At 45.1% G+C, this 18858-nt stretch carries 18 protein-coding genes and 1 pseudogene; 8 read left to right on the forward strand and 11 right to left on the reverse strand.

Annotated elements, in window-relative coordinates; genetic code table 11:
• The 8 genes and pseudogenes from MUG06_RS02275 to MUG06_RS02310 all read left to right on the forward strand — a co-directional run.
• Complete coding sequence (locus MUG06_RS02275) at window positions 1–903, forward strand: NAD-dependent epimerase/dehydratase family protein (RefSeq protein WP_243077595.1); 903 nt, start codon at window positions 1–3, stop codon at window positions 901–903.
• Entirely contained in the window at window positions 879–2045 is a 1167-nt protein-coding gene (locus MUG06_RS02280) for a glycosyltransferase family 1 protein (protein WP_243077596.1), read from the forward strand. The genes MUG06_RS02275 and MUG06_RS02280 overlap by 25 nt, the downstream gene beginning before the upstream one ends.
• Window positions 2042–3154, forward strand: a complete 1113-nt coding sequence (locus MUG06_RS02285; protein WP_279233905.1) for a glycosyltransferase family 4 protein — start codon at window positions 2042–2044, stop codon at window positions 3152–3154. The genes MUG06_RS02280 and MUG06_RS02285 overlap by 4 nt, the downstream gene beginning before the upstream one ends.
• Before the next feature lie 136 nt (window positions 3155–3290).
• Window positions 3291–4697, forward strand: a complete 1407-nt coding sequence (gndA, locus tag MUG06_RS02290) for an NADP-dependent phosphogluconate dehydrogenase (RefSeq protein WP_243077597.1) — start codon at window positions 3291–3293, stop codon at window positions 4695–4697.
• A 108-nt stretch (window positions 4698–4805) separates the two neighbouring features.
• Window positions 4806–5753: a glycosyltransferase family 2 protein gene (locus MUG06_RS02295; RefSeq protein ID WP_243077598.1), complete on the forward strand. Its 948-nt coding sequence runs from the start codon at window positions 4806–4808 to the stop codon at window positions 5751–5753.
• A 103-nt stretch (window positions 5754–5856) separates the two neighbouring features.
• A complete protein-coding gene (locus MUG06_RS02300) occupies window positions 5857–6747 on the forward strand; it encodes a hypothetical protein (protein WP_243077599.1) in 891 nt (296 codons plus the stop codon).
• Complete coding sequence (locus MUG06_RS02305) at window positions 6744–9038, forward strand: hypothetical protein (RefSeq protein WP_243077600.1); 2295 nt, start codon at window positions 6744–6746, stop codon at window positions 9036–9038. The genes MUG06_RS02300 and MUG06_RS02305 overlap by 4 nt, the downstream gene beginning before the upstream one ends.
• A gap of 119 nt (window positions 9039–9157) precedes the next feature.
• Window positions 9158–9268, forward strand: a pseudogene (locus MUG06_RS02310) (hypothetical protein); the annotation flags it as partial.
• A 31-nt stretch (window positions 9269–9299) separates the two neighbouring features.
• Here MUG06_RS02310 and MUG06_RS02315 read toward each other — a convergent pair.
• The 11 genes from MUG06_RS02315 to hisD form a co-directional block, all read right to left on the reverse strand.
• The gene (locus tag MUG06_RS02315) at window positions 9300–10598 is read right to left on the reverse strand and encodes a succinylglutamate desuccinylase/aspartoacylase family protein (protein WP_243077601.1); all 1299 of its coding nucleotides are present in this window, start codon (window positions 10596–10598) and stop codon (window positions 9300–9302) included.
• A gap of 110 nt (window positions 10599–10708) precedes the next feature.
• Window positions 10709–11506: an ABC transporter substrate-binding protein gene (locus MUG06_RS02320; protein ID WP_243077602.1), complete on the reverse strand. Its 798-nt coding sequence runs from the start codon at window positions 11504–11506 to the stop codon at window positions 10709–10711.
• 65 nt (window positions 11507–11571) lie between these two features.
• A complete protein-coding gene (locus MUG06_RS02325) occupies window positions 11572–12048 on the reverse strand; it encodes a YbaK/prolyl-tRNA synthetase associated domain-containing protein (protein ID WP_243077603.1) in 477 nt (158 codons plus the stop codon).
• A gap of 14 nt (window positions 12049–12062) precedes the next feature.
• Complete coding sequence (locus tag MUG06_RS02330) at window positions 12063–12359, reverse strand: helix-turn-helix domain-containing protein (protein ID WP_243077604.1); 297 nt, start codon at window positions 12357–12359, stop codon at window positions 12063–12065.
• Window positions 12360–12725: 366 nt separating this feature from the next.
• Complete coding sequence (gene hisIE / locus MUG06_RS02335) at window positions 12726–13337, reverse strand: bifunctional phosphoribosyl-AMP cyclohydrolase/phosphoribosyl-ATP diphosphatase HisIE (protein ID WP_243077605.1); 612 nt, start codon at window positions 13335–13337, stop codon at window positions 12726–12728.
• Window positions 13331–14107 (reverse strand): imidazole glycerol phosphate synthase subunit HisF, encoded by a 777-nt coding sequence (gene hisF / locus MUG06_RS02340; protein ID WP_215846291.1) that lies wholly within the window; start codon window positions 14105–14107, stop codon window positions 13331–13333. The genes hisIE and hisF overlap by 7 nt, the downstream gene beginning before the upstream one ends.
• Window positions 14089–14826, reverse strand: a complete 738-nt coding sequence (gene hisA / locus MUG06_RS02345; RefSeq protein WP_243077606.1) for a 1-(5-phosphoribosyl)-5-[(5-phosphoribosylamino)methylideneamino]imidazole-4-carboxamide isomerase — start codon at window positions 14824–14826, stop codon at window positions 14089–14091. The genes hisF and hisA overlap by 19 nt, the downstream gene beginning before the upstream one ends.
• Window positions 14826–15416, reverse strand: coding sequence for an imidazole glycerol phosphate synthase subunit HisH (gene hisH / locus MUG06_RS02350; protein ID WP_215846293.1), 591 nt, complete (start codon window positions 15414–15416; stop codon window positions 14826–14828). The genes hisA and hisH overlap by 1 nt, the downstream gene beginning before the upstream one ends.
• Window positions 15416–16483, reverse strand: coding sequence for a bifunctional histidinol-phosphatase/imidazoleglycerol-phosphate dehydratase HisB (hisB, locus tag MUG06_RS02355; RefSeq protein WP_215846295.1), 1068 nt, complete (start codon window positions 16481–16483; stop codon window positions 15416–15418). Before hisB ends, hisH begins: the two co-directional genes overlap by 1 nt.
• Window positions 16480–17556: a histidinol-phosphate transaminase gene (hisC, locus tag MUG06_RS02360; protein WP_243077607.1), complete on the reverse strand. Its 1077-nt coding sequence runs from the start codon at window positions 17554–17556 to the stop codon at window positions 16480–16482. Before hisC ends, hisB begins: the two co-directional genes overlap by 4 nt.
• Window positions 17553–18857: a histidinol dehydrogenase gene (gene hisD / locus MUG06_RS02365; RefSeq protein ID WP_243077608.1), complete on the reverse strand. Its 1305-nt coding sequence runs from the start codon at window positions 18855–18857 to the stop codon at window positions 17553–17555. The genes hisC and hisD overlap by 4 nt, the downstream gene beginning before the upstream one ends.
• Between the last annotated feature and the right edge of the window lies 1 nt (window position 18858).

Here is an 18858-nt window from a genome sequence, read left to right on the forward strand (position 1 = left end):
ATGAATAATGGCAAAAAAGCATTGATCACCGGGATCAAGGGCTTTACTGGCCGTTATATGGCAGCGGAGTTATCCGCTGCCGGATATGAAGTGTATGGCCTTGGTTCTACTCCCGCAAATGACCTCAAAAATTATTACGTAGCAGACCTGACTAAAATATCTGAAGTAAAGGCAGCTATTGATCTGATCTCACCGGACGTAGTGATCCATTTGGCAGCTATCGCTTTTGTCGGCCATGATGACGTAAATGCATTTTATAACGTCAATATTTGTGGGACACGTAATCTCTTACAAGTTTTGTCTGAGCTTGAAAAGCTGCCAGAAGCCGTCTTATTAGCAAGTAGCGCGAATGTTTATGGCAATACTACGCCAGGAAAACTCAGTGAAGAAAGTAATGTTAATCCGGCTAATGATTATGCAGTAAGTAAAGTTGCTATGGAACACATGGCAAACTTATTTAATAACAAGCTTCCCATTATCATTACAAGACCATTCAATTATACAGGTGTAGGTCAAGCTGATAATTTTTTGATTCCAAAAATAGTAAAACATTTTAGAGAAGAAAAAGACGTTATTGAATTAGGTAATATTGATGTTTGGCGTGATTTTTCTGATGTAAGATACCTTGCACGTTGTTATATGGCTCTTCTGTCTTCAAAAGCAGCAGGGCATATCGTTAATGTAGCATCTGGCGAAATATTCTCATTACGTGAGGTTATTACTCTTTGTGAGGAATTAACCGGAAGAACTATTCAAATCAAAGTTAATCCGCAATTCGTTCGAGCCAATGAAATAAAAGAGTTATGTGGTGATGTTAGCCTTTTGATGGAGTTAACAAATAGTAAGCTATCTAAAATTCCTCTAAGAGAAACATTAAAATGGATGTTAGAAGCCAAAAGTTAAGTGTTGTCTTCTCAACAGACTGTATTAAATATCCTTTAACGGGTATTGGGCGCTACGCGTTTGAGCTTGCTAATGAATTGCAACGCCGAACAGAAAAAGTTGATTTAACTTTCATACACGGTACTCGGATTCGTGATTCTCTTGCAGTTGCAAGCGAATCTGCGCAATCTGTTCAATCGCTTAAACGAAAATTACAAAAAAGCAAAATAGTAAGCGAACTATATCGCCTCACATTCCCAGTAGCAAAATCGATTGCTTTAAAAAAATATAAAGACCACATATTTCATAGCCCGAATTATTATCTTCCACCTAGAGTTAATCATGCTGTGGCGACGTTTCATGACCTTTCAGTATTTCATTGGCCGCAATTCCATCCAGCAGGACGCGTGCATTTGATGCAGAAAGAACTTAGGAACACGATTAAACGTGCAAGCATGTTGATCACCGACTCTGATTTTACCAAAAACGAATTAATGGAATTTTTTGGGGTTGAATCAAAAAATATTACTGTAGCCCCTTTAGCCTGTAATGCTAATTTTCATCCGCGTCTGAAAGTCGATGTTGAATCAGTATTGGCTGATTACCAGATAAAATGGCGTCAGTTTTTTTTATATACTGGCACCATTGAGCCACGTAAAAACATCCTTACTTTACTTCGTGCTTATGACAGGTTATCTCTCCAAGAAAAAAGAGCTTATCCGCTCGTAATTAGCGGTTATAAAGGTTGGGAAAATGAAGCACTGTTCAAGCTGTTTAACAAAGGTGAATCTGAAGGCTGGCTTAAGTATTTAGGATTCGTGCCGGGAAAAGATCTTCCTGTTCTTTTTAGCTCAGCAACTGCTTTTGTTTTTCCCTCTATTTATGAAGGGTTTGGCCTACCCGTGCTCGAAGCCATGGCTTCGGGGACGCCAGTGATTTGCTCGAATGCGACCTCTTTACCAGAGGTAGTTGGCAATGCTGCATTAATGCATGACCCTGAAGATATTGAAACCTTAACTAATTATATAAAAAAAATGATTGATGATTCAGAAATTAAAAGTGAGATGATTAAGGCTGGATTAGCACAATCACGGAATTTTTCGTGGTCACATTGCACGGATAAAACAATTGAAGCTTATGAGCAGGTTGCTAGATTTATATGATAAAGGTTCTACATTGTTATAAAACGTATTATCCAGATACCTTTGGAGGAATTGAGCAAGTAATCTATCAACTTGCTGAAGGCGGAATCAAAGAAGGTATTAAATCGACAGTATTTACTCATAGCCCAAACTTTACAGAAAAAGAATCGATTTTTGATCACCATACAATTCATCGTGTAAAAACAGTATGTGAATTAGCCTCTACGCCTTTTTCATTCTCGGCAATTAGTGAATTTAAAAAGTTGGCGATGAATGCTGACGTAATTCATTATCATTACCCTTATCCTTTTATGGATTTAATGCATTTTGCAGCTCGCATTAATAAACCTTGCGTAGTAAGTTATCATTCAGACATTGTAAAACAAAAAACGTTGGCTAAAATTTACTCTCCTTTGATGAATAAATTTCTCAGCAGTGTTGATGCAATTGTTGCCGCCTCGCCAAACTACGTTAAAACGAGTCCTGTATTATCGAATTATTTAGATAAAGTTTCTGTCATTCCGTATGGATTAGATGAAGAATTTTATTTGAACCCTGCCAAAGAGTGTATAAATAAGTGGGGCGCTAATTTTCCTGATGGTTTCTTTCTTTTTATCGGCACCTTTCGATACTATAAGGGTTTACATATACTTATAGACGCTGCAAAAAATAGTTCTTATCCCATTGTTGTTGTTGGCGCTGGCCCTATAGAACAAGAATTAAAAAAACAGGCTAAAGAATTAAACGTAAATAACATACATTTTTTGGGCGCATTAGGTAACGATGATAAAGCAGCGCTTCTCGCTCTTTCTACCTGTATTGTTTTCCCATCGCATTTACGTTCAGAAGCATTTGGTATTTCATTGCTTGAAGGAGCTCTTTATTCTAAGCCTTTAATTTCAAGCGAAATTGGTACAGGTACGACCTATATAAATATTGATGGCGAAACGGGTTTAGTTGTCCCGCCAGGCGATGCGGCTGCATTACGTAACGCTATGGATATAATCTGGAATGATAAGGTTTATGCAACGAAGCTGGGTAAGGGCGCAAAAGCACGTTTTGAGCAACTTTTTACTGCTGAGAAAATGGTTAAAAGCTATACCGATCTTTATAATTCCCTGATTAAATAGGGCTTATTTACAGATATTTTCCTTTTAGCTATCGCACCAATGTCTACCGCATTCTCGTTAACCTGAGTTAACATGTTTGCCAGTTTTGTTCACAAACCTTGGCGTTTGTGGAGTGTCCCTCAGACAGGAGTATATGATGTCCAAGCAACAGATCGGCGTTGTAGGTATGGCAGTAATGGGCCGCAACTTGGCTCTTAACATTGAGAGCCGCGGTTACACTGTTTCTATCTTCAACCGCTCACGCGAAAAGACTGATGAAGTCATCGCTGAGAATGAAGGCAAAAAACTCTCACCTTACTACTCCATTGAGGAGTTCGTTGACTCATTAGAAAAACCACGCCGTATCTTGCTGATGGTGCAGGCGGGAGAAGCTACTGACAAAACTATCGCTTCACTGACTCCGCATTTGGATAAAGGCGACATCCTTATCGATGGCGGTAACACCTTCTATAAAGACACTATCCGTCGTAATAAAGAGCTTTCTGAGCAAGGCTTCAACTTCATTGGAACCGGCGTTTCCGGTGGTGAAGAAGGTGCCCTGAAAGGTCCATCCATCATGCCTGGCGGTCAGAAAGAAGCTTATGAACTGGTTGCACCGATCCTCGAGAAGATTGCTGCCCGTGCTGAAGGCGAAGCCTGCGTAACCTATATCGGTCCAGATGGCGCTGGTCACTATGTGAAGATGGTGCACAACGGTATTGAATATGGCGACATGCAGCTGATTGCTGAAGCTTATTCACTGCTGAAAGGCGCACTGAATCTTAGCAACGAAGAACTGGCTAAAACCTTTAGTGAGTGGAACGACGGCGAGCTAAGCAGCTACCTGATCGACATCACCAAAGATATCTTCACTAAGAAAGATGAAGACGGAAAATATCTGGTTGATGTAATTCTGGATGAAGCCGCGAACAAAGGCACTGGTAAATGGACTAGCCAAAGCTCACTGGATCTTGGCGAGCCACTGTCGCTGATCACTGAATCGGTGTTCGCACGTTACTTGTCTTCACTGAAAACTCAGCGCGTTGCAGCGTCTAAAGTTTTAAGCGGCCCAGAAGCAAAAGCCTTCACCGGTGACAAAGCTGAATTCACCGAGAAAGTGCGTCGTGCTCTGTATTTGGGTAAAATCGTTTCTTACGCTCAAGGCTTCTCACAGCTGAAAGCAGCGTCAGATCAATATAGCTGGGATCTGCATTACGGTGACATTGCTAAGATCTTCCGCGCGGGTTGTATCATTCGCGCCCAGTTCCTGCAGAAGATCACCGATGCCTATGCAGACGACGCGAGCATTGCAAATCTGCTGTTAGCACCTTACTTCAAGAACATCGCTGATGAATACCAGCAGGCGCTGCGTGATGTGGTTGCTTATGCCGTTCAAAATGGTATTCCAACGCCGACCTTCTCAGCTGCGATTGCATACTACGACAGCTATCGCTCAGCAGTTCTGCCGGCTAACCTGATTCAGGCCCAACGTGATTATTTCGGTGCGCATACTTATAAGCGTACGGATAAAGAAGGTGTATTCCACACGGAATGGTTGGAATGATCCCTTAAAGTAATAGAAAAACCCAGCTAAGCTGGGTTTTTTTTGTCTAATGCTTTATAAACAACACAAATTTTGTTTATATGTATTTTTTATGATTTAGGAACTAGTGTGAAATTAATAATTCAAATGCCTTGCTTTAATGAAGCTGAAACTTTGGAAATAGCCTTAACTGCTTTACCTCGTGAAGTTGAGGGTTTTGATAGCGTTGAGTGGTTAATTATCGATGATGGTAGTACTGATGCTACCATTGAAGTGGCAAAAAGATGCGGTGTTGATCATGTTGTTCAACACATGGGCAATAAAGGTCTCGCTGTTGCCTTCATGACAGGTATTGAAAATTGTTTGAAGCAAGGGGCAGATGTGATTATAAATACTGATGCAGATAATCAGTATGACGCATCAAATATTCCAGATCTGGTAAAACCCATCTTAAAGAAAAAATCGGAGATGGTTATTGGTGCACGACCAATTTCAACTATTGAACATTTTTCTCCGGCTAAAAAATTCTTGCAAAAATTAGGTAGCTGGGTTGTGAGAGGTGCAAGTAAAACAAACATACCTGATGCGCCGAGTGGCTTTCGCGCAATCAGTAAAAGTGCTGCACAGAAACTTATGGTATTTAGTGAATATACATATACCTTGGAAACAATTATTCAAGCTGGTCAAAAAGACATTTCAATTTGTTCTGTTCCTGTTAATGTTAATGATGACCTTAGACCATCAAGGTTAGTAAAAAGTATCCCGTCCTATATCCAGCGCAGCATATTTACTATTATTCGTATTTTTGTGATTTATAGACCTTTCAGATTTTTTCTTACGATCGGCTCTTCACTTATGTTAGTCGGTTTTCTAATAAGCGTTAGATATATGTATTTCTATCTCTTTGAATCGGGTAATGGTCATGTTCAGTCATTAATCCTCTCAGCAATCTTAATTATGATGGGATTTCAAACAATCTTGGTATCATTCCTCGCCGATCTATTGTCGGCAAACCGTAAGTTACTTGAAGATGTCAGGGTGAAAATTAATCAAATTATTCATAAACGTGAAGATTAACGCTTTTTTTGTTTTAAATAAAAGTGCGGAGTCATTTTGTTTAATGATTCCACGCTAATATGATAGATTTTAAAAAATTAATTTTAAGAGTTAGGTTTATTAAATGAATAGCGCTAACCTGAAAAAAACAATGAATATTGTAGGCAGTTTCTTAGCGGTTTTTAGTTTATTCTTTGTTTTTTTTCGCTTAAAAAATTATTTAACTCCTGAAGTTTATGGTTATTTTAATCCTTTGGTTATCGTTTTGCTCTTGATCATTTCATTAGCTTATGGAGGTTCGAGTATAATACTTGGTTGTGTATGGAAAAACATATTGGAGAAATGTGGGGAAAAGAGAAGTTATCTGTGGGCAATCAAGGTTTACGGTACCTCACAAATTGCTAAATATATACCAGGTAATATATTCCATTATGCAGGCCGACAAGCTTTAGGAATGGCAGATTCCGCATCTGCTAAAAAACTGGCTAAATCCACTTTCTGGGAATTAGTATTGCTTGTTTTTTCGGGAGCTCTTTTTAGCATTCTAATTATTCCTTTGTTAATTAAAATCAACTCTTCATATATACTTTTGTTTTTGTTTTTTTTTATTGCTGTTTTATTTTTGGTTAATTATTTTTTTCAAATATTTTTAGGGTGTAATTTCGCAAAGGCATTCCGGTTGCAAATATTTTTCCTTATTATTTCGGGGGCAACTTTTTCTGCTGTATTATTTATGATTACTCAAGGGAATGTTCTCGTAAATAATATTGACACTAGTTGGTTGGTGATAATAATACCAGCAGCTTATGTTTGTGCGTGGCTTATAGGTTTAATAACACCGGGTGCACCAGCAGGTGTAGGAGTTAGAGAGGTTGTTCTGATTTACCTTCTGGGTGGTTTTTTTAATGAAAATGATTTGCTGATCTCTGTTGTTATTTCAAGGATTGTAACAGTAGTTGGCGATTTTATTTTTTATGGGATCGCGTGCGCGATGAAAAAAAGTGAATTTAAATGAGTGAATTTCCACGGCGTATGTTTTTTTTAAGAATTTTTTTTCTGTTATTATGTTTGGGGTTTGTAGTATTTATTAATAATACTATACCTTATTTCACTTTGCCTACAATGGGGCAAGCATTATGGGCAATGGGGTATGCTAAGTCTTTAGCTAACGGAGGAATTTTCAATGTTTATGCCAGTGATATTGGCATACCAGAGCCAGCTGCGATTGCCTTTGGATTATCCGCAGTTTTACCTATAAGTTATTTTATAAAATTAGGCGTATTACCTGAAGCTGCTTACAGCTTAGTTTTTTCAGTTTGGTTATTTTGCGCTTTTTATGGTGCATATAGGCTAACAAGACATTTCGGTATTAATTATTATATTTCCTGTTTGTTTTCAGTATTGTGGTTAATAACACCGGTAATAACAAAGCATTCTGGATATTCAATGCTTTCTTTAGGTGTTGCGTTATTGCCTTTTTATTGCTGGCGTGCACTTGCTTTCAGTCTGGCAAACGAAAGACTTCAATTTTCTTTTGTTAGTTGTGCTGTGCTATACGTCTTTACAGCGATGATTTCAATCTTTATGGATGGGTATACATTCATGATGTTCGCTGTGGCTGGCACGTCTATAATATTATTCGGCTGCATCCGTTCTGATAATAAATACAAATATATAATATACAAATTGCCAGTTCATTTACTGGCCTTTGCCATTTCCTATGAACTTTATTCTCTTTTTATTGGGAAAACTGCTTATCAGGCTGAGCCTATTGAATTTTTTCGAGGCTGGGGGCTTGATGTTATTTTTTTAGCAATACCAACTGAAGGGATATTTTGGCTGGCAGATAGTTTGCATTTGTCATCTCATCGTTTGTCGAATGAATATTTTGGAGATGCATCTGTATGGGAAACAAGTTACTCATTACCATTTATCGTTTTGGGAATTTTGGGCTGGTTTAAGTACCGCAAAGAAATTTCTTGGTTAAACTGTTTCATTTTAATTGGATTGTTTTCATTTTATATGGCTTTAGGACCATCTTTAAAAATAAATTCGCTCAAGCCAGATAATTATTCTCAAATTAATACGCTTGCCAATACAATGTTAATGCCGTCAAATTATGCTGTAATGCCAACAGGTAATGCACTAATTTCTGAGAATTTACCCGGCTTTAACGTTATGAGAGCTTCATATCGCTGGGTTGCGCTTGGTCTGTTTATGTTTTGGTTATTAACTGCAAAGTACATTTCTGGAAAAAATAAATTTCTACAGTATTTGGCTGCATTATTTTTGATTGCTTTATATTTGCCGCATCTTCAAAATAGTTGGAATTATGGAAGGGCTTATTTTTTCTCTGTTGGAAATATCAATGATACCTTGGTTGAAAAGCTGAGACATGATGTTCCCCCTCAGTCAAAAGTAGCATTTATTCCTTGGAATAATGATTTTTTTGCCAATTACTTGGCTCCTTTTTCAGGATTTAAAACTTTCAATATTGGCGGTGATAAAAATCTCAGTGAGGCTAAAGAACACTGGCCCATGATTATGGGAAGTTTACAAGGTGCATTAACTGTGGAACAAACGCCTTATGTTATCCAATTGCTGCTTGATAAAAATGTTGATTATATAGTTATTCCCTATGTAAACATGCTGTGGTCAGCTCATTATTGGAAGTGTCCCCATGAGACATTATTGCCTCTGAAAACTGCTATGCGTACAAGTTTGGTTAATGATTTGCATTTCCTTTGCCCAGATAAAATAAAAAGCGAATATACAAATATCTTACAGCAATTAAAAATGACACCTTTTATAACTGTAATGGATAATGACCTTTATGCCCTAATTGGTATAGATGAAAAAAAATTCAAAAAATTTATTAATTCAGCCTCATATGATTACCCCTTAATCGTTGACCAAAATAATTATGAACTTACTGAAATTTTCAAGGAAGGTTGGTATTACTTGGAGGAACACCATGCTTGGTCACATAAAAATGCTGAGCTTCAATTAAACGTCCCTTCGTCTTCGGTAAATTATTATTATTTCAAATATAATGTGCTTTTAAATGATAAGGATTCTCCTGTGGTTGTATATTTTAAAACTTATATTAAAGGACAGCCTGTTACGGTCAAGAAAGTTATTGATGACAATAATAGCGTAATTACCCCTATCCCTATCGATCATGGTAATTTGAAACAAAATATTATTATAGAGGTTAAAAATGCGAAGTCTCCCGCTGAGTTGGGTATAGGTTCTGACTCGCGTATTTTAGGCATCTCGCTTCAAAATATTTCTATCGGGCAATAAAATATAAGGCCTAGATGCTGCTATAATTTACAGCCTGCCATTTTTATATATTAGATTATGTAAATTTCGCACGATTAAATGGCTGATCTTTTATGATTAAATGACTATGGCAGCTATTGTCAGCAGTTCTGCCCGCTAACCTGATTCAGGCCCAGCGTGATTATTTCGGTGCGCATACTTATAAGCGTACGGATAAAGAAGGTGTATTCCATACGGAATGGCTTGATTAATTTAAAAAGGCTTCCTTCGGGAAGCCTTTTTTCACCCCACCAACAACTCACCACTTCTAACCTCATTCTCGCCCGCCAACCTCACTACCAGCATCCCCGCCGTAGCAAAGCGTACCCAATGTCGTGCATACAAAATTCCGCCAAACTCAGCCACAAGCGGCGTTACTTGATCAGTCACCGGATCGATAATCTCCGCGACGACTTCGCCCGATCGGATATGCGCGCCTAATGGTTTACGATGCAGGATTAATCCCGATACGGGTGAATGGATATACTCGCAACCCGACAACGGCGTAGGCGGATTTTTCAGGGCAGGGGAAGCGGTAGCAGTACCTTCGCTATAGCGCTCTTTGATCACGCTCGACTCATCGGTCGCTTCAATCACGTTCGGTGCGCTTAAACCAACACCATTTTCAGCGTTAACACTCACATCTTCGCCGCCAGAGCTCACCGACACTAATTCGTCGCCACCAATGACAGGCGCGGCGACTTCAACGGAAACCGTAGGTTCGCTACCGCCAATATAGCCACCTTCTTGCAAAGCAGAAATAATCGCATCCGCATCTTTCTCAGCCTGCTCCGGACAGACATCACGCACACCACGCAACTCCAGCGTCACCGGTAACAAGCCACGCGGCATCGGGTATTCTTTGCCGAAAATGTCTGCCAGTGTTAACCAAGGCTCGCAACAAGCTTCATCAAAGGGTTCACCACCCGAAATCTGTGCCAGCAACTGGACTTCGCTGCCCAGCCAACGCGCCAGCGGCTCAATATCTGGCCAGGCATGTGGCGTGGTGTATAAATGCGGCACGGCTTCCCAGTCACAATGCAGATCAATCATTAAATCGGCCTGGCTTGCCATACGCATCAAGGTAAAGCGCTGCGCATCCAGTTCGGTTTTAGGAATGGTGTCGCGGTAGTGAAGGTCGATGGCGTTACGAATCAGTCGTTTATTATCATACTCACTTTGCGTAAACGAACCTGAAAGCTTCTCCGCTAGCGCCTCACCTAAAGACGGAAACTTGCGATTAAAGTCCTGACCAGAAAGTGTATGGAATCGGCCCAAATGTGTGCCATGCCAATGCTGGCTTAACGCCAAAGGGTTCGCGACGGGTACCAGCGTAAAGGCTGCTTTTAACTGGCCAGCACATTCCAGAGCTTGTAAACGCTTCTTTAAAAACCACGCAACCGCCATGCCGGGCAGTTCATCGCCGTGTAAAGCCGCCTGAATATAGACCTGTCGTTTATTGTCTTCGCCGAAGTGGAAACTAATAATTTCGCGTTGAGTGCCTAACGATGCGCTTAGCAGAGGATGATGTTGTTGATGCATATCGGTCCTGTAATCGGCTGCGGGCGAGAAATGTAACGCCCTATAAATGAGCATAAAAAGAAAAGTATAGTGCTGAATAACAACAGGCGGCACAAATGCCGCCTGTGATATCACTGCTGAATTGAGATATCAGTCGCGAAATAGGATTTCTGAATCTTATCGAAGGTGCCGTTTTTCTTGATTTCCGCGAAGGCGTTATCAAGCGCGGTTTTCAGCTCGGCATCGCCTTTACGTAAGCCGATTGCTGTACCGGGACCAATAATCGGATCTTGCACAATTGGGCCAGCCAGCTCGAAATCTTTACCTTGTGGATGCTTCAGAAAGCCAATAGCGGCCTGAGCGGCATCGGTGAAGACCGCATCTAATCGACCTGAAATCAAATCGCTTTCCACCTGCGCCTGATCGCCATACGGAACTACGGTCACGCCGTGCGGCTGCCATTTTGCCAGCGCATAGCGCTCCTGCACGGTACCTTGCTCAACGCCAACCGTTTTGCCTTTCAGCGCTTCAGCCGTGGGCAAAATACCCGAGCCTTTGCGGGCAATCAGCTGGGTGTGGGTGTCATACAGCGGCACGGTAAAGTCAATTTGCTTCATTCGTTCTTCGGTGATGCCCATGTCTGAAAGGATGGCATCAAATTTACGCGCTTTAAGCGCAGGGATCATGCCGTCGAACTGGCTTTCTACCCAGACGCATTTAGCCTGCATTTGCTCACACAAAGCATTACCCAAGTCGATATCAAAACCAACCAGTTTGCCCTGTGGCGTTTTTGATTCAAAAGGAGGATAGGTGGGATCGACAGCGAAGCGTACCTGTTCAATTTTTGCCTGCGCGCCGAATGCACAGCCTGCCATCATCGCCATAACCAGCGTCTGACGCAGACGTGTTTTAGTGAAAAAATTTGCCATTATAAGGTCTTCTTTATTCGTGATGTTGAACAATGAAGATTACCTTTCACCTCTGGTGATGGCAATTACTGGATTATTTTCACTACGTTAGCATTACTGAATGTGCGGTAATCCTCTGTATTCATTATTACCGAGTAGTCCAGCAAACCGGCGTTGAAGGCAATCTCGCTATAACGTTCAAACAGCAACGGATCATCAACCAGTTTTAATGCCGGATGAAAACTAAACGGCGGAATCGCGCCAAACACGCAGCCCGTCAGCAAATCCACTTCGGCTGGGCTGGCCAGCGATGCACGGCGTCCGCCAACAGCATCCGCCACTTTTGCTAAATCCGCTTGTTGATCGGCGGGTAACACCGCCAGCACATGCTGTTTAACGCCGTTGCCTTTCACATGACACACCAGCGCTTTGGCGCCTTGTCCCACTTCAGTACCGCGAACAGCAGCCACCGCTTCGCATTTGCCGGTGGCTTCATGGTTCATCAGCCGATAACGCGCTTGATGCTGATTAAGCAGGGCGATCAGTTTTTCATGTGTGGTCATTGGACTCTCCATGATCAGCAAGCTGGATTAATAATGTGCGGTTGGCGAGGTAATACGCCTAACTTAAGCCCTAAAGTTTTAAATGCTCGATTTAAGGTGCTTAGCGTGGTGTTCTCTTTATCCTGCTCAATATCAGATAACGTTCGACGGTTGATGCCCACCAGTGCGGCATAGCGCTCTTGCGAGAATCCCAACACCTTTTTACGTAGTTGCATTAATAACTCGCCTTGCGGCAGCTTATCCTCAATAAGCTGCTGAAGCAGTTCAAGCAACATGGCTTCACGCTGAAAAGGCGATATCGTTATCTTCATAGTCGCCATCCTTCGATGCGTTGGTCTAAATAATCAAAACCAATAGCCGGCAAATTCAAAATTGAGCACCCATTTGCTGCGCATATTTCAGGCTGCAGCTTGCATAATTGTTACGATCTATAGGGTCAATGACATAGTTGAATTAGAAGGCGAGGGCGGCGGCGCTTTCACGGCCTTTGCGTGGCTCTTTGACGTCCAGAAACGCAATATCGTGCAATTGATTACCGACAAACAATTGCAGGGTTAACATGCCGCGCTTCTGTTGAGCAGTATATTGCTCAATATGAGTGTTTTTAGGTTTTTTTTGAGAAGTATACTGCTCAAAATTATCATACAACCACAATTTTGAGCAGCATATTGCACAATTTACTTATGACGAGATCGCAGGTTCGCGATGATGGTGCTGAAGTCCAGATCCTGATCCTGCAATAACACCAGCAGGTGATAGATCAAATCCGACGCTTCGTTGGTCAGCTCATGGCGATCGTTGACGGTGGCCGCCAGCGCGGTTTCAACGCCTTCTTCACCCACTTTTTGCGCGATGCGTTTGGTGCCGCTGGCGTAGAGTTTTGCGGTGTAGGAGCTTTCTGGATCACCATTTTTACGTGAAGCCAGCAGCTGCTCCAGCTGATACAAGAAAGTCCAGTCTGGCGCAGCGGGTGAAAAGCAGCTTGACGTGCCGAGATGGCAGGTTGGGCCAATAGGATTCGCCAATATCAGCAGCGTATCGTTATCGCAGTCAGGTGTGATACTCACGGTTTTCAGGAAGTTGCCTGAGGTTTCGCCTTTGGTCCACAAGCGATTTTTGGTGCGCGAAAAAAAGGTGACGTTGCCTTCTTGCAGCGTTTTTGCCAGCGCTTCTTTATTCATATAACCGTGCATCAGCACTTCGCCTGATACGCTGTGCTGTACGATTACCGGCATCATGCCTTGCGTTTTGTCCCAATCAAGTTGGGCCAGTTGTTGAACAGTTAACACGCGCGAATCTCCACACCGTTGTCGATCAGAAAGCTTTTCAGCTCACCAATATTGATAATCTGTTTGTGAAACACCGACGCGGCCAGTGCGCCATCGACGTTGGCCTGTTCAAAGGCCTCAAGGAAATGCTGCATAGTGCCCGCGCCGCCAGAAGCGATCATTGGTACTTTACAAACTTCACGCACTTTTTTCAGCTGCACCAGATCATAGCCGTTACGCACGCCATCCTGGTTCATCATGTTTAACACGATTTCGCCCGCGCCGAGTTTCTGCACTTCCTGCACCCAATCCAGCGTTTCCCATGTGGTAACACGGGTGCGGGATTCGTCGCCGGTATATTGATTGACGTGATATTTACCGGTGCTTTCATCAAACCAGGTATCAATGCCCACCACAATACACTGCACACCAAAGCGGTCAGCAAGGCGGGTGATTAAGGAAGGATCGGCCAGCGCGGGCGAGTTAATGGAAATCTTGTCAGCGCCGAATTCCAGAATGCGCGCCGCATCTTCGGCAGATTTGATACCGCCCGCCACGCAGAACGGAATATCGATCACTTCAGCAACGCGTGATACCCAGCTTTTATCCACCACACGGCCATCGGATGAAGCTGTAATATCGTAAAACACCAGTTCGTCTGCGCCTTCTTCAGCGTAACGCTGCGCCAGCGGCACGATATCACCAATGATTTCGTGATTACGGAACTGAACGCCTTTGACGACCTGACCGTCACGTACATCGAGACAAGGAATTATCCGTTTTGCCAGCATGAGATTGCCTCCGAAACTGTGAATTTGCCTTCCAACAATGCGCGTCCAACGATCACGCCCTGCACACCGCTGCTGCGGAGCGCGGCGATGTCGCTCAGTTCGCCGATGCCGCCAGATGATTGAAATGCAATCTCTGGATAGCGCGCAGTCACTTCCTGATAAAGCGCCACGTTGGAGCCAGTTAGCGTGCCGTCACGCGAAATATCGGTACACAATACATGCTTCAGGCCAACGGGCTGGAATTGTTCAATGACGTCTTCCAGCGTCACGCCGGCGGCTTCTTGCCATCCGCTGATCGCCACTTCTTTGCGATTATTCGCGTCAATGCGCACGTCTAATGCCAACACAATGGCCTCAGCGCCAAACTCTTTAAACCACTGCTTCACTTCTGCTGGCTCTTTCACCGCTGTGGAACCCACTACCACACGGCTTGCACCCGTATCCAGCAGGGCTTTGACATCTTCGCGGGTGCGAATACCACCACCGACCTGCACGATGGCATCAACGCCATTCAGCAAAGTTTTCAGCAGGGGAATCTGGCGTTTTGCTGGATCTTTTGCACCGGTTAAATCCACTAAATGCAGCACCGCTGCGCCTTGGCTAGCGTATTCCTGCAAACGCGGGAGCGGATCGCTGCCGTAATCACGCTGCTGACCATAATCACCCTGATGCAGGCGAACCACTTTGCCGTCAATTAAATCTAACGCGGGGATAATCATCACATCTCCAGGAAGTTTTTCAGCAACTGTGCGCCCGCTTTGCCAGAGCGTTCTGGGTGGAACTGCACGCCGAAGAAGTTATCTTTTTGCAGCGCCGCCGTGAACGGTAAACCGTAATGGCATTGCGCGATGGTGCTGGCGTTAACCGGCATGGCATAGCTATGGACAAAGTAGAAGTAGCTGCCTTCGTCAATGCCACGGAACAGATGATTACCCGCTTGCGCGGTGATCTGGTTCCAGCCCATGTGCGGCAGCGGCAAACCTTGCGTATCCATCAGCGAAACCGGTTCGTCAACAATGCCCAGCGTTGGAACACCGCCGTTCTCATCACTGCCGCGCCCCAGCAACTGCATGCCGAGACAAATGCCCAGCACCGGTTGAGTACAGGCTTTGATTAGCTCGATAAGGTCACGCTCTTCAAGCTGACCCATTGCCGCTTTGGCGGTGCCAACGCCCGGTAAAAACAGCTTGTCGGCACGCAGTACGACGTCAGAATCGCGGCTAACAATCGGCGTATAACCCAGGCGTTCAACCGCCCATTTCACCGAAGAAAGGTTGGCGCAGCCGGTATCAAGGATCACCACATTCATCACAGCACTCCTTTGGAACTCGGAAGGGTGTTGCCATCCACGCGAATCGCCTGGCGCAGCGTGCGGCCAAAGGCTTTAAACAGACTTTCAACGCGATGATGATCGTTTTTACCTTTGGTTTTCAGGTGCAGCGTGCTCATCATGCTGTAAGAAAGCGAGCTGAAGAAGTGCTCAACCATTTCGGTGCTGAGGTCGCCAACGCGTTGATAATTGAATTCAGCTTTGAACTCAATGTGTGGGCGGCCAGAGATGTCTAATGCACAGCGCGCCAGGCATTCATCCATCGGCAAAACAAAGCCGAAACGGCCAATGCCACGCTTGTCGCCCAACGCTTTTAACAGCGCTTCGCCCAGCGCCAGGCCGGTATCTTCAACAGTGTGGTGATCATCAATGTAGAGGTCGCCTTTGACTTCGATATTCATGCGGAAGCCACCATGCACCGCAATCTGATCCAACATATGGTCGAAAAAACCGACGCCAGTGTTGATCTTGCTGCTGCCTTCGCGGTCTAACCAGACTTCTACTTTGACTTGGGTTTCTTTGGTGTTGCGGTTCACCAACGCGTAGCGGTCACGCTTAGTCAAACGCTGCTCAATGGCGCGCCAGTCTTCACCTTCGGCGCCATAGCGGATTGCCTCAATACCCATGTTCTCCGCGAGCTGAACATCAGTCAGGCGATCGCCAATCACATAGCTGTTGGCTACATCAATGGCGCCTTCAGCCAGCCACGCATCAACCATTTTGGTTTTTGGCTTGCGGCAATCGCAGTTGTCATCCGGCATGTGCGGACAGATCAGCACATCATCAAATTGAATGCCTTGCGATGTCAGGATTTGCATCATCAGGTTGTGAGGGCCATCGAAATCCGCCTGCGGGAAACTCGACGTGCCTAAACCATCCTGATTGGTGATCATCACCAGACGATAACCGGCGGTTTGCAGCGCCAGCAAAGTAGGGATCACGTTGGGTTCAAATGCCAACTTGTCCATGCGATCCACCTGAAAATCGGCAGGCGGTTCAGAAATAATGGTGCCGTCGCGGTCAATAAAAAGGGTCTTCTGGCTCATGCTTGCTCCACAGATAAAGCTTGCAGCGCGGCGATCACTCGCTCGCACTCTTCACGCGTGCCGATGGAAATGCGCAGGCATCCCGACAGGCCCGGATTTTTGTTTTGGTCACGCAAGATAATGCCCTGATCCCACAGCGTTTTGAATACCGTTGGCGAATCAGTGAAGCGCGCCAGCACGTAGTTGGTGTCACTGGCAAAAGTTTGCTCGACGCAGGCGCACTGAGCGAGCTGCGTTAGCAACCAGCTGCGGTTGTCGTTTAACTGGGCAACGTGTTCGCGCATCAATGTAATGCCTTGCTCGCTCAATGCCTGAGCCGCTACATCTGCCACCGGCGTGGCCAGCGGATAGGGCGCAATCACTTTCAACAGCAGATCGATAACCGGCTTGTTTGCCAGCGTAAAGCCGCAGCGTAAACCCGCTAGCGCAAAGGCTTTCGACAGAGTGCGCAGCACAACTAAATGTGGATAATCTTTCAGCCAACCGGTCAGCGTCGCTTCCGGGCAGAACTCAATATAGGCTTCATCTGCTACCAATAGCGCTTTACCGGCGGTCATATCCAGCAGCTGGCGAATATCATCCGGGTTGATCAGGTTGCCGGTAGGATTGTTCGGACTACAAAGATAGACAACCTTCACGCCTTCCAGCTTGTCGGCAATCGCGGGTAAATTCAGTTGCCAGTTATCCAGCGCCGGAACGGTGCGGTACTCAATACCGATGGTTTCGGCGCTGACGCTGTACATGCCATAGGTGGGGGGACAAAACAGAATTGCGTCTTTGCCGGGTTCGCAAAAGGCGCGCATCAGCAGTTCAATGCCTTCATCTGCACCACGGCTTGCCAACACGTTTTCAGGCTGCAATCCGGCATAGGCTGCGTAGCGTTCAATCACTAATTTTGGCTGGCATTCTGGATAACGATTCAGCGTCTGCTGCGAAAGCTCAAACGGCACCGGCAGCGGAAACTCGTTGGCGTTGAGCCACACATCGCCCTGACCACCCAAGCGACGCGCCGACTGATAGGGCGTCAAAGTACGCACGTTTTCGCGCGCCAAATCTTCAATATTCAGGCTCATGCTTGCTCCTTCAGTGCGGCAACGCGCAGGGTAACGGCATTTTTATGGGCATCTAACTGTTCAGCAGCGGCCAGGGTTTCGATGGTAGCGGCAAGGTTCATGAAACCTTGTGGCGTCAGCTCTTGTACCGTCATACGTTTCTGAAAATCCGCCAGTCCCAGGCTGGAACAGGTTGCGGTATAACCATAGGTTGGCAAAACGTGATTGGTGCCTGAAGCGTAATCACCTGCAGATTCTGGCGACCAGTCACCGAGGAAAACCGAACCTGCACTGGTAATGGAATCCACAAGTTCACGCGGCTGGCGCGTTTGAATGATCAAATGCTCAGGGCCATAGGCATTGGAGATTTCTACACATTGCGAGATATCACGCGCCACAATCAAACGGCTGCTTTCCAATGCCTGGCGAGCAGTCGCCGCACGCGGCAGTTGCGCCAGTTGTTGTTCTACTGCCTTGGCGACACCTTCAGCCAGGGCTAAAGAAGGCGTCAACAAGATGACCTGTGAATCGGGTCCGTGTTCCGCTTGTGACAACAGATCAGAGGCGACAAACGCTGGCGTTGCGCCTTCATCAGCAATCACCAGCACTTCCGATGGGCCGGCAGGCATATCAATTGCCGCGCCATCTAAACGCTGGCTCACTTGACGTTTGGCTTCGGTAACGTAAGCGTTGCCGGGCCCAAAAATTTTGTCGACGCGCGGCACGGTTTCAGTGCCAAAGGCGAGGGCAGCAATGGCTTGTGAACCGCCAACCTGGAACACTTCTTCTACGCCACACAGCTTCGCAGCATAGAGGATCTCATCAGCAATTGGCGGTGGAGAGCAAAGCACCACACGGCCACAACCCGCAATACGCGCTGGCGTTGCTAACATCAGCACGGTGGAGAACAACGGCGCGGAACCACCGGGAATATACAAACCAACCGATTTTACCGGACGCGTAATTTGCTGGCAGCGCACGCCGGGCTGCGTTTCAATATCGACTGGCGCGAGGATCTGCGCATTGTGAAAGGTTTCAATATTGTTCACCGCAACAGCCATCGCCTGTTTCAGCGTGTCGCTTAATCTGGCGCTGGCCTCTTCAATTTGCTGCGGCGTGACGCGCAAGTTTTCAACCTGCGCCTTATCGAAGCGCGCGCTAAAAGTGCGCAACGCTTCATCACCGTTGGTTTTAACCTGATCAAGCACGTCGCGAACGGTTTGAGTGATGCTTTCTGAGGCGGCGATTGCCGGACGCATCAGCAGCGCCTGCTGCTGCTCCGCGCTACATTGCTGCCAGTTGATTGGGGTTGCAAAGGCCATG

It is taken from the genome of Pantoea sp. MQR6 (genome assembly GCF_022761075.1).
Classification (GTDB): Bacteria; Pseudomonadota; Gammaproteobacteria; order Enterobacterales; family Enterobacteriaceae; genus Pantoea; species Pantoea phytostimulans.